At 46.9% G+C, this 13,176-nt stretch carries 5 protein-coding genes and 1 pseudogene; 4 read left to right on the top strand and 2 right to left on the bottom strand.

Features of this window, described 5'->3' with window-relative positions:
* Window positions 1–241 precede the first annotated feature (241 nt).
* Window positions 242–1,676, bottom strand: a pseudogene (gene mltF, locus DN599_RS04485) (membrane-bound lytic murein transglycosylase MltF).
* Window positions 1,677–2,285: 609 nt separating this feature from the next.
* Between mltF and purL the strand changes: the two are divergent.
* The 4 genes from purL (at window position 2,286) to cydX (ending at window position 10,250) form a co-directional block, all read left to right on the top strand.
* Window positions 2,286–6,167, top strand: coding sequence for a phosphoribosylformylglycinamidine synthase (gene purL, locus DN599_RS04480; RefSeq protein ID WP_110456422.1), 3,882 nt, complete (start codon window positions 2,286–2,288; stop codon window positions 6,165–6,167).
* Between the two features lie 1,242 nt (window positions 6,168–7,409).
* Window positions 7,410–8,966 (top strand): cytochrome ubiquinol oxidase subunit I, encoded by a 1,557-nt coding sequence (locus DN599_RS04475; protein ID WP_110456421.1) that lies wholly within the window; start codon window positions 7,410–7,412, stop codon window positions 8,964–8,966.
* Between the two features lie 15 nt (window positions 8,967–8,981).
* The gene (gene cydB / locus DN599_RS04470) at window positions 8,982–10,121 is read left to right on the top strand and encodes a cytochrome d ubiquinol oxidase subunit II (RefSeq protein WP_110456420.1); all 1,140 of its coding nucleotides are present in this window, start codon (window positions 8,982–8,984) and stop codon (window positions 10,119–10,121) included.
* Window positions 10,122–10,133: 12 nt separating this feature from the next.
* Window positions 10,134–10,250: a cytochrome bd-I oxidase subunit CydX gene (gene cydX / locus DN599_RS04465; protein WP_110456419.1), complete on the top strand. Its 117-nt coding sequence runs from the start codon at window positions 10,134–10,136 to the stop codon at window positions 10,248–10,250.
* A gap of 723 nt (window positions 10,251–10,973) precedes the next feature.
* Here cydX and DN599_RS04460 read toward each other — a convergent pair.
* Window positions 10,974–12,974 (bottom strand): methyl-accepting chemotaxis protein, encoded by a 2,001-nt coding sequence (locus DN599_RS04460; protein ID WP_110456418.1) that lies wholly within the window; start codon window positions 12,972–12,974, stop codon window positions 10,974–10,976.
* Between the last annotated feature and the right edge of the window lie 202 nt (window positions 12,975–13,176).

Here is a 13,176-nt window from a genome sequence, read left to right as displayed (position 1 = left end):
GTTGGTGTTAATCGATACAGGTTTCGCTGTTTTGTCTGATAAAAGTAAAAAACTTCTTTTGACGATTGAGCGTTTTTTGATGTTTAACTTTTATCTGTGTTCGACGTCGAGACGTTAAGTTATTTAGAGATTTTCTTTTCACCGTTAAGCTCCTTTTGATGCTGAACGCAGCCTTTGCTGCCGATGATGACACGCTTTTATGACAGCATTATGACCCTTACTTATTGCGCTGGAGCGGCACCTAAGCTTTGGGGGGGCTCGGGCTCTGTTTCGACCTCGGTCTTGTCGGCTGTCTGCTGAAGATTATCCTCAAAGCTATCTTGGAGTTGCTGGTTCTGATTGTCTATCCACACCAACGTATCATAGTAACGACGGATATTATCAACATAATGGACAGCCTCGCTACCACGAGCATAACCATAGCGTGTCTGCTTATAATATTTGCGTTTTTGCAACAAGGGAAGCACTTGTTTCACATCGCGCCAAGCACTGGGATTGAGCCCCATTGACTCGGCTAATTTACGTGCATCCTCCACATGCCCATAGCCAATATTATAAGAGGCAAGGGCAAACCACATACGTTGATTTTCCGGTATAGACTCGGGGAGTCGCTCCAGAATATCGTTAAGGTATTTAGCGCCGCCTTTAATACTTTGCTCTGGGTCTAAGCGATTGCTGATCCCAACCTGTTTAGCCGTCGGCAGGGTAAGCATCATTAACCCGCGCACGCCTGTAGGAGAGCGAGCATTGGGATTCCAGTGCGACTCTTGGTAAGCCGTTGCTGCCAGTTTACGCCAATCGATATTGCCTGCGTATTGTTGAAATTGTTTCTGGTACTTAGGCAATTTTGTGTCGATGGCGCGTAAAAAAGCGCGGGTATCGACATAATCGAATCGTTTAACGTGCGCAAAATACTTTTCATTTAAATGATCTAGGGTGCCAAGGCGTTGTTGTTCATGCCAAAAGCTCAACAGCTGGCTCATTAGCCGATCACTATTATTGGGCGGCAGCAGCCAGACGACGGCTTGCTCCTCCAGCAGCACAGGGCCAGCCCTGAGTTCTGGCATATAGCGACGATTGATCTCGAACGTTGTCGAGTCGGCAATCGTGTAGCGAATTTCATCGCGAGCTATCATAGCCAACAGCTCTTCGCTGTCCTTATCGTTATGTTGATTCCAGATCAACTCGGGGTAGAGTTTTTGTAAGTTGGCTAAGGTTTCAATAAACGATGAATCGGCAATCACATTGATATTGTCATCAAGCTGACTGATATCCGCTGGGTACCTTTCCCCTTGTTTAAACACCAAAACTTGATTGACATAATACAGCGGCGGTCCGATCCTAAAGCGCTCGCGGCGCTGCTGAGTATCGCTCAAACCGGCCGCAATGAGATCCACCTCTCCTTGTTGCAATGCATCATAGAGTTCGGCAATGGTTGCGTAAGGTCGCATATTAAGGGTTAAGCCTAAGTGCTCGGCAAAGCGCTCAGCCATCTCGTAATCAAAGCCTGCGGTGCCTTGGCCCGTGGTCACATAGACCTGCGCGCCATAAAGGGTGCCAACATTGAGTTGGGTTTTTACTTCCACTGGCGTAGTCACTTTTGTTGCGTCCACAGCGCTTGGCTGACAGGCAGTCAGTAATAGCAAGCAGCAAAGAATCAACAAAAGATGTCGCATTAATGTCCCCCGTAAATCATGTTGTTTGTCATAGGATTATCCCTAGAGCCTGTTTATTGGTTGAGATGGTATGTCGTCAATCTCAATGGGTCGAGTGCTAGGTCAAATCTTGTGAAGCGCTGTGATGTCAGTGTGATAGTGCCAATGAATAAACCCACTGCGCGTCACTGAGCAATAAGCCTATTGAGAAGCGCCCTCAATTGCCCTTGTTACTGCGTAATGACTGGTATAACAGCATTGCAATACGCGGTAATCATATGTTTGAAAGCGAACAGGGTGCTAATTATATCATAAGGATATAAAACTCAATAACAGCCAAGTTTTTACTGGTATATGGCTGATTAATTGGGTGATTCCAGTTCACTCTCCAATGGTGGTGCATTATTTTACTGCCGGCATATTGCCCTATTCCCCCCCCCTAAGTATGGTGATATTTTCTATTTTCAAGTCAGTTTTTTTATCACGTAATGCAGTTTTCGCATTACAGGGCTAATAAACTTAATGAAACAGGCTTTTGACGCTATAAGCCTGATGATTTGTGCACCGTATTTCCCTATAATAGCGCCAGATCTGACCCTGCAATTATAATTAATAAGGTGAAAAGACGTGATGGAGATCATCCGCGGAGCCCCTGCATTATCAGCGTTTAGAGTGCAAAAATTAATGGAAGCTTGTGATAATGCAGCTTTGCCCATTAACAATATCTACGCCGAGTTTGTACATTTAGCCGATTTAACCGCTACGCTAGATGCTAGCGAAACCCAACAGCTAGCCAAGTTACTGACCTATGGACCCGCTATCGAAGCACACGCTCCACAAGGTACCCTCTACTTTGTTACTCCCCGTCCAGGCACCATCTCTCCATGGTCATCAAAAGCCACAGACATCGCACACAATTGTGGTTTACACAAAGTTAAACGTTTAGAGCGTGGTATAGCCTATTACGTCCAAGGCGATAACCTTAACGATGAGCAGCAAAAGCAGTTAAACCAACTATTACATGACCGCATGGTCGAAGTGATGCTCACTGATTTTGAGCAAGCAGCTAGCTTGTTTGCCCGCACCGCGCCTGCCAAAGTCACCAGTGTGAATATTCTCGGTGAGGGAAAACGCGCGCTCGAGCAAGCCAATATCGAGCTAGGGCTCGCGCTAGCGGCCGATGAGATAGATTACTTAGTCGACAACTTTGTCCGTCTTAATCGTAATCCAAATGACGTTGAGCTGATGATGTTTGCACAAGCGAACTCTGAGCACTGCCGACATAAAATCTTTAATGCCGATTGGACTATCGACGGCGAAGTTCAGCCTAAATCGCTGTTCAAAATGATTAAAAACACCTTCGAAAAGACGCCTGAACATGTGTTGTCCGCCTATAAAGATAACGCCGCCGTGATGGAAGGTTCGGTGGCTGGGCGTTTCTTCCCTGAGCAAAATGGGGTGTATGCCTACCATACAGAACCTATGCATGTGTTGATGAAGGTGGAAACCCACAATCACCCCACGGCGATTAGTCCATACCCAGGTGCGGCAACTGGCTCGGGCGGTGAAATTCGTGACGAAGGTGCCACTGGCCGCGGCTCTAAGCCTAAAGCGGGCTTAACCGGTTTTAGTGTTTCTAACCTTAAGATCCCAGGTTTCGTGCAACCTTGGGAAGGTGATTATGGTAAGCCAGATCGCATCGTCACCGCGCTCGATATCATGACCGAAGGCCCATTAGGTGGCGCGGCCTTCAATAACGAATTCGGTCGCCCGGCATTAGTGGGTTACTTCCGCACCTATGAACAGCAAGTCTCTAGCCATAATGGTGTTGAGGTGCGTGGTTACCATAAGCCCATTATGCTGGCGGGTGGTTTGGGTAATATCCGCGAAGAACATGTACAAAAAGGTGAAATAACCGTTGGCGCCAAGCTGATTGTGTTAGGTGGCCCAGCGATGAATATCGGTTTGGGCGGCGGCGCGGCATCATCTATGGCCTCGGGTCAGTCTAGCGAAGACTTAGACTTTGCTTCTGTGCAGCGTGAAAACCCAGAGATGGAGCGTCGTTGCCAAGAGGTGATCGATCGCTGCTGGCAGATGGGTGATGACAATCCGATTCAGTTTATTCACGATGTCGGCGCTGGTGGTTTATCTAACGCTTTCCCTGAGCTAGTTAACGATGGTGAGCGCGGCGGTAAATTTGAACTGCGTAATGTGCCATCTGATGAACCCGGCATGAGCCCATTAGAGATCTGGTGCAACGAGTCGCAAGAGCGTTATGTGATGTCAGTTGCGCCCGAAAATCTAGCGGTATTTACCGCGATTTGTGAGCGTGAACGCGCGCCATTTGCCGTGGTCGGTGAGGCGACACAGGAGCGGCATTTATCGCTGTCTGACAGCCACTTTGACAATATGCCTATCGACTTACCTTTAGATGTATTGCTAGGTAAAGCGCCTAAAATGAGCCGTGATGTGGTATCACAAAAAGCGCAGTCTCCAGCGTTAGATCAGGGCGCTATCGATTTGAAAGAGGCGGTGCAACGTGTACTACGTTTACCCACTGTGGCGGAAAAAACCTTCCTTATTACCATAGGCGACCGCACTGTTACTGGTTTAGTGAATCGCGATCAGATGGTGGGGCCTTGGCAGGTACCCGTGGCTGATTGTGCGGTGACAGCGTCGAGTTTCGACACTTACGCCGGTGAAGCCATGTCGATTGGTGAGCGCACGCCGCTGGCCTTATTAGACTTTGGCGCTTCGGCTCGCATGGCTGTGGCCGAGTCTATTATGAACATTGCCGGTACCGATATTGGCTCGTTCAAGCGCATTAAACTGTCGGCTAACTGGATGTCGGCTGCCGGTCATCCTGGTGAGGATGCAGGCCTTTACGAAGCGGTTAAGGCCGTGGGTGAGCAGCTGTGTCCTGAGCTTGATTTAACCATTCCGGTCGGCAAAGACTCTATGTCGATGAAGACCGCTTGGCAAGATGATGGCGTCGATAAAGCGGTAACCTCGCCGATGTCACTGGTGATCACCGCCTTTGGTGTCGTACAAGATATTCGTAACACGGTAACGCCTGAACTGCGCAGCGATAAAGGTGAGACCGAGTTACTGCTGGTGGATTTGAGTGCCGGAAATCAGCGTCTGGGTGGATCTTGCTTAGCGCAAGTCTATAGCCAGCTTGGTGATGTGGCGCCGGATCTCAATGATGCTGCGCTGCTGCGTGGTTTCTTCGAAGTGACCCAAAAACTGGTTGCAGAAAAAGCGATTATTGCCTATCACGACCGCAGTGATGGTGGGTTATTGACGACCTTAGTCGAGATGGCGTTTGCGGGTAATACTGGACTTGAGGTTAATCTTGAGGCCTTGAGCGGAACTCACGTTGAGCGCTTGTTTAACGAAGAGCTGGGCGCCGTTATTCAAGTGAGTGCATCTGATGCCAGTGCCATTAAGGCGCAGTATCAGGCTGCTGGCGTGGCGTGTGTCAGCGTCGCTAAACCTGTGGCTGGTGATGATATTGTTATTTGTGACGGCGCGAGTGAAGTATTACGTGAGTCGCGCACCGAGCTGAGAACTATCTGGGCTGAAACCACCTATCGCATGCAAGCTTTGCGTGACAACCCTGAATGCGCCCTAGAAGAGTTCGAGCTTAAGCAAGTGGCCGATGCTCCGGGTTTGACCGTGGATCTGACCTTTAATCCAAGCGAAGATATCGCAGCACCTTATATTCTTAAAGGCGCTGCGCCTAAGATGGCGATCTTGCGTGAGCAGGGCGTTAACTCACACCTAGAGATGGCGGCCGCGTTTGATAGAGCCGGTTTCGAAAGCCGTGACGTGCATATGTCGGATATCTTGTCAGGTCGAATTGGCCTTGAAGAGTTCCAAGGCCTAGCGGCTTGTGGTGGCTTCTCATACGGTGACGTATTGGGCGCAGGTGAAGGTTGGGCTAAATCGATTCTGTTTAATGCCCGCGCGCGTGAGCAGTTTAGCCGTTTCTTTGAGCGTCAAGATAGCTTTGCACTTGGCGTCTGTAACGGTTGTCAGATGTTATCTAACTTAAAAGATATTATCCCGGGCACTGAGCACTGGCCGCACTTTGTGCGTAACCGTTCTGAGCGTTTTGAAGCTCGCTTTAGTTTGGTTGAAGTGCAGCAGAGCCCGTCGTTGTTCTTTGAGGGGATGCAAGGATCGCGTATGCCGATTGCCGTATCCCATGGAGAAGGTCGCGCCGAGTTTGCTTCGCCTGCTGCCCTAGCTGCAGCGGAAGCTTCTGGTACCATCGCCCTACGTTTTGTTGACGGCCATGGGCAGATTGCCACTCAGTATCCAGAAAACCCCAATGGGTCTCCTAACGCCTTAACAGGGATCTGTAGCACTGATGGCCGCGTAACTATCATGATGCCACACCCTGAGCGAGTGTTTAGAACCGTGGCAAATTCATGGCATCCTGATGAATGGGGTGAAGATAGCCCTTGGATGAGAATGTTTAGAAATGCCAGAGCTAAATTAGGTTAACATGAACTGTTAGTGCTTGTTTAGTGACAAAAAAGGCCTCGAAATTTCGAGGCCTTTTTTTATTTATCATTCGCTGCAAACATAAATGACAATTAATACATAGAGTTATAGGTTAGCAGTTATATCATCTTGTGCTAAACAGCGATAAAAGCTTATCTATCCGCTATTTTTATCTTTATATACTTAAACTTAGGGTTATGCGGTATTTTTTAAACCGCGGCGATTAACTTTCAGTAGGTATATCAGTAAGTGCTAAACTGTAATGTGATTATGGCAAATTAGGCTCTAGATATGAAAGCGCCACCACCCCGTTACCGAGATGATGGCGGTTCTGCGCTAACAAAACTCTAACTAAAACTCTTGCTAAACAGCGTATTAACGAGCATTAGCTTTATATAACTCAACAAAAATACGCTTATAGCTGTTTACTAAACGGTCAAATAAGCTTTTCATTTTGATATCTCTACATAGTGGTTGATGGTGTGAGTGGAGCTGGGCTTTACCGGGCGGCTTCACCGGAGTGCCCTAATCGGCTCATCTACAAGACAGTATATTAACGATAGCCTTCATTAAGGACAAACGATTAAAATTGATATTAATCATTAATAAATCTAATTAATAAAAATGTGACTGACTACTTATTAAACTGTGTGTCTACCTCAAGCTTCTGTTTTAATGTAGATTTATTTATTTCAGCTCGATGTTTTTGGTTAGCGAGATTAATGCTTTAAATGTTAAGTGTTGTTAAATGGTTGTTTTGTGCGTTATGGGCAGGTTGGCTGCTAAAACAATGACTTTTTACTGTGAAGGGTGGCCGCCTAGCATGTTTTTTATATTTTGGCAATGGCGTTGGAGGGTGAAGTGTGTCGTCCGCCGCAAAACCCAGTATTGCTGGCGTGATTGATTGATTTGAATCAATTCATAATGGTATAAAATACCTACGGTATACTTGCGATGCCCTGTTGTAAGTTTCTGAAAAAATTAAATTTAATTGTTTCGCTGTTAATTTTAGGGAGTCGCAGCTCACAAAATTTACCGTATTGTGGGGCACGTCTCAGTTTAATGCTGAAAACGTCTTTTGAGACACTGTTTCATTCAATTTGATTGAAAAGTAAAAATTTGGCGGTTTGGTATATGGCGACATATACAAATCACTTTGAACAATAAAGTTCCTAAAAAAGGCATTTTACGGTGGATGGGGATCTCATCGTAATAATGTTCGCACCACCTAAGGAGTCACCGATGATTGTTGAAGAGGTTGTTGAGCTCTCGCGCTTGCAGTTTGCGCTGACAGCTATGTATCACTTCCTGTTTGTTCCTTTGACCTTGGGGTTAGCGTTCTTGCTAGCCATTATGGAATCACTTTATGTGATGACCAATAAGCAGATCTATAAAGATATGACCAAGTTCTGGGGTAAGCTGTTTGGTATTAACTTTGCCCTCGGTGTTGCCACCGGGTTGGCAATGGAGTTCCAATTCGGAACTAACTGGTCGTATTACTCGCACTATGTGGGTGATATTTTTGGCGCACCGCTGGCGATTGAAGGTTTGATGGCGTTCTTCCTCGAATCAACACTGGTCGGTATGTTCTTCTTTGGTTGGGATCGTTTTAGTAAGCGTCAACACTTAGCTGTTACTTGGTTAGTGGCGCTGGGCTCAAACATGTCAGCCTTGTGGATTCTAGTGGCTAACGGTTGGATGCAAAACCCAGTCGGTAGTGTATTTAACTATGAAACCATGCGCATGGAGATGACGAGCTTTGCCGAGGTGGTGTTTAACCCTGTAGCACAGGTGAAGTTTGTTCATACTGTGGCGTCAGGTTATGTGGCGGGTGCGATGTTTGTGTTGTCGATCAGTGCTTACTACATCTTGAAAAAGCGAGATCTGCCTTTTGCACGTCGTTCATTCGCGATTGCAGCGAGTTTCGGTATGGCCTCTATTTTGTCGGTTATCGTATTAGGCGACGAATCGGGCTATAAAGTCGGCGAAGTTCAACGCGTTAAATTAGCTGCGATTGAAGCCGAATGGCACACTGAGCCAGCTCCTGCTGCATTTACTGCTGTAGGTTTCCCAAATCAAGAAACCATGCAGACCGATTATGCGATTAAAATTCCTTATGCGATGGGGATTATTGCAACGCGCTCTCTCGATGAAGAGGTGACTGGTATTCGTGACTTGATTGCCGAACACGAAGTGCGTATTCGTAACGGTATGAAAGCCTATACCATGCTAATGGAGTTACGTGCGGGTAACGAAACCCCTGAGCTGCGAGCCGCTTTTGAAGAGGCTAAAGTAGACTTAGGCTATGGCTTACTGCTTAAGCGTTACACTGACAATGTGGTTGATGCTACCGAAGAGCAAATTCAAGCTGCAGCGAAAGATTCTATCCCATCGGTCGCGCCGATGTTTTGGAGCTTCCGCGTAATGGTTGGTCTTGGTGTGATCATGCTATTTGTGTTTGCTGCCGCCTTCTGGCAAAGCACGCGCCACCAAATCGAAGAGAAGCCATGGGTGCTTAAAGCTGCGCTATACAGCTTACCGCTACCTTGGATCGCGATTGAGTGTGGTTGGTTTGTCGCCGAGTACGGTCGTCAGCCTTGGACCATTTCAGAGGTCTTGCCTACCTTCATGTCGGCATCGAGCCTAAATGTCAGCGATCTGTGGTTCAGTATCATTTCAATTACCTTGTTCTATTCAGTGTTGTTAGTTATCGAGCTGTTCTTAATGATTAAGTTTGCTCGTAAAGGCCCTAGCAGCCTGAAAACAGGTCGTTATCACTTTGAACAACTAGATGCTTAAGCCGGAGATCTGATTATGTTTGATTATGAGATATTAAGATTTATCTGGTGGGCACTGATTGGTGTGCTATTCATCGGATTTGCCGTCACCGATGGTTTCGATATGGGGGTAGGGGCATTACTGCCTATTATAGGCAAAGATGATACCGAGCGCCGTATCATGATTAACTCGATTGCCCCCCATTGGGATGGTAACCAAGTATGGTTAATCACCGGAGCAGGTGCGCTATTTGCCGCTTGGCCTATGGTGTACGCGGTATCCTTCTCGGGCTTTTATGTGGCGATGATGTTGGTGCTGTTTGCCCTGTTTATGCGTCCGGTGGGTTTCGATTATCGTTCGAAAATTGAAGATCCAAGATGGCGTAAGAGCTGGGACTGGGCATTGTTTGCTGGTGGCTTTGTCCCGCCGCTGATCATTGGTGTGGCATTTGGTAACTTGTTACAAGGTGTCCCCTTTAACTTTGATGAGTTCCTACGTGCAACTTATCATGGTGGCTTATTTGGTCTGCTTAACCCATTTGGCTTGTTAGCGGGTCTGGTGAGTGTAGCAATGTTCATGATGCAAGGTGCCGCTTGGTTGCAGATGAAGACTGAAGGTGAGCTGCGAGTTCGCGCTGCGAAAGCCACTCAAGTGTTTGCACTGTTATTGGCCGTTCTGTTTACTCTTGCTGGTGTCTGGTTAGCCAATGGGATTGACGGCTATGTGATCACCTCTGCACTCGATACCCATGGTGTGTCAAACCCAACCTTGAAAACGGTTGCTGTTGAGGCCGGAGCCTGGTTAGCGAACTATGATAAGTACCCTGTGACTATGTTGTTCCCAATCTTGGGGATAGCAATGCCATTACTGGCCTTGTTAGCAAGTCGTTTTAACCGCTCAGGTTTTGCGTTCTTGTTCAGCTCTGTTGCCGTTGCTATGGTTATTTTGACCTGTGGCGCTGCTATGTTCCCATTTGTTATGCCATCATCACTTGAGCCCAATGTGAGCTTAACTATGTGGGATGCGACTGCAAGTCATTTTGCATTAAGCGTGATGACATGGGCCGCCGCTATCTTTGTGCCGATAGTACTGAGTTACACTATTTGGACTTACTGGAAGATGTTTGGCCGCTTAAGTCGTAGCTACATCGAAGATAACAAGACGTCACTTTACTAAGGAGCCGACACTATGTGGTACTTTGCTTGGATTTTAGGCATTTTGCTGGCGTGTTCTTTCGGTATTATCAACGCCTTGTGGTTAGAAAATACTGAAAACATGGACAGAGACGCAGATAAACAAGATTAATCTCGTCGCTAAGATAAGCGTCGCTGCCTAAATATGGCTGGTCGCGTTATCTCTAAACCCCGTACTTTACTTTGGTAGATACGGGGTTTTTTATTGGGTGATAGATCGCTAAGTGCTGGTCATGCGACTCATTAACCTCATCAACTTAGTTTCGGTGACTTAGTTTCGGTGACTTAGTTTTGGTGAGTTAGTTCATTAAGGCGTAAGCGACTGGGTTACTCTGCTACCTAAACTTTCAATAGCTCAAGTTATTGAGTTTATATTGTATTTATCCATTTGCTCTCACTGTCATGTTATTGATAGATAGCCATTATCGTGATGTTAAGGCCAGTTCTAATGGCCTGTGGCATGAGCTTCCTGTGTTGGTCTTGCACACGTTAATTGAGCGAAGAGGTACCGTAGTTTTGCTAGCATATACACAGGACGAGAGGGCGTTGGCTGTGTCTATCGCAGTGGGCGGCGCTTGGCTGATGGGGCTATTGGGTGTCGAAGTCGCTTGCCAATGCTACAGAACACTTAGATATAGGGCTTAGCTAGATCTATGGCTTAGCTAGTGTTCTAAGACCGATAGCTTAGGTGGGGATCTAAAATGGATGGCTTAGATAATGGCTCTTAGATAATGCTTTGATATAGAACACTTAGATGGGGCAATGAGGTTGGGCTAGTCGATATCAGAGTCACCAGGCCATTGATTATGTCGATGGCCTGGTGGTTTTTCGGAGGTTATTTAAAGATGCTGATCTTCTGTTTTATCTCATGGGCGAGAGTCGATAAACCTTCTGCGGCATCAAGGGTTTCATTGGCGCGCAGTTCACCCTCGCGAGCCAGTTCAGTGATTTGATGCAAGTTACGGGTTATCTCATCGGCCACCGCGCTTTGTTGCTCTGTTGCACTGGCAATGCTGCTTGAGGTGATGGCTAGCTCACCGATACTGGTGGTGATTTGATTAAGCTGCGATGCAACTTCTTGGCCCTGATTGGCGGACTCTGTGCCCAGTTGTTGGCTTTGCCCCATTTGCTGGGCGGTAACCTTGACCTGTGATTGTAGTTGAGTAATGGTCTGGCTAATTTCAGAAATTGAAGACTGAGTGCGCTGGGCTAAGGTGCGAACTTCATCGGCGACCACGGCAAACCCGCGTCCTTGTTCTCCCGCGCGGGCGGCTTCAATGGCGGCATTGAGTGCCAACAGGTTGGTCTGTTCAGCGATGCTGTTGATCACTTCGGTCACTTTACTAATCGCTTCACTTTCTTTACTGACGTTTTCGACACTGATGTGACTCGTATTGAGTTGCTCGCTTAAGGTGTTTAATCCTTGCACGACCATACCTAGCTGTTGATGGCCATCACGCGATGCACTGTCAACTTGCTGACTGCGATTCGCTCCTTCACCAGCATGGCTGGCCACATCACGGATAGAGGTCGACATCTCTTCAATAGCGGTGGCAATTTGATCGGTTTGTGCCATCAATGCTTGCGATTCTTCACCGTTGAGTCGAGCAGTTTCTTGGGCGGTTTCAGCTTGAGTTTCTAAGGTATTAACCGAGGTTTGTAGTGCATCAATTAGGCTTCTGAGGCTAGTCGCCATTTGGTGCGCGCTGATGGTAATTTTATCTACCTCGTTATCACTGTCGCTTGATACCGTGGCAAATTGCTGTGACAAGTCGCCTTCACCCAGTTGGGTGAGTTGGTGTTGCAGCACGCCTAATGGCTTAAGGGTTTTAAACAACACTAAAGAGAGGAGCAGGGTAATAAACAGAATACCGAACAATGCTACTGCCGCATTGATAGCCAATAAAGTTAGGCTTTCTTCATTGAGCTCGCGCATTTTGGTTTGCCCCAGTAGGGTCCATTGCCAGCCTGGAATATTGAGTGAATAAGCATACATGGCTTCATTTTGGCTATTGAGATACTCATGCTCACTTTTATCTTGCTTGGCTTGCTCAAGACTTATGCCGTCTAACATGCTGTCAGTGAGCGGTGTGTCCGCCTTTTGATTTGGCTGTGAGATAATCATGTTATCGCTATTTCGCAGTAGGGTGAAATAGCCCGACTCTTCTAGCTTGAGTTTATTCATCGACTGGCGCAGTACTGACAGGGAGTCGGTGATATCGAAGCCGATATAAAGGATACCTATGATATCGCCAGCGGGTCCGGTTATTGGCCGATAAACTGTCATGTAATCCTTACCAAACAGCTTGGCGTAACCTTCATACTCTTCGCCTTTGATGATCGCGGCGTATCCAGGGTGCGTCGTGCCCAGATAAGTGCCTAAAGCGCGTTGACCATCGGCTTTTTTCAATGAGGTTGAAATACGGATAAAATCGTCCCCGTCACGCACAAATATAGTGGCATTGCCGCCCGTGAGTTTCGAGTAACGATCCACCTTACTCCTTGAGGCATTAATTTGTTCGCGTTCATGCGCTAATGCCGGCGTAGAAGTACCCAGTACCTTGACGGTTTTATCGGGTTTATAAAATTGCCCCGGATACATGGTACGCAAGATATCGGCGTTGCGACGAGCTAGTGATAATAAGCTGCTATATTGCAGCTCGATAAGGTCGGCGGTGCTGTTCATTTGCGCCTTCATGGCGCTAATGCCTTTTTGTTCAAGCACGTTACTGGCTGTGATATAGGAAACACTGCTAATAATACTAAATACTATGATAGTGAGTATAAAGGCGAGCACGCCTATCTGCTTCGCGACTGGCCAATGTTTGTAATTCATCCGTCTATCCATGCCTGTTTATAATTGTGTGATAATTATATATAAATTAATCTGCTAAAGCTTGATGTAGGTCTACTTCAACTTAATAATTATAAATTAGATGGTTACAGAGTAGCGCATATCTGCTGGCATACTTTACGATGTGTTTTTGACCTGCACCAAGGGATTAGCCTTGGTGCAGGAGCCTTGTGTAAGGTGTGGT

This window comes from Shewanella algidipiscicola (genome assembly GCF_900380485.1).
In the GTDB taxonomy this organism is placed as follows: domain Bacteria; phylum Pseudomonadota; class Gammaproteobacteria; order Enterobacterales; family Shewanellaceae; genus Shewanella; species Shewanella algidipiscicola.
The sequence above is the reverse complement of the archived record's forward strand: the minus strand, read 5'-3'. Positions and strand labels throughout refer to the sequence as shown.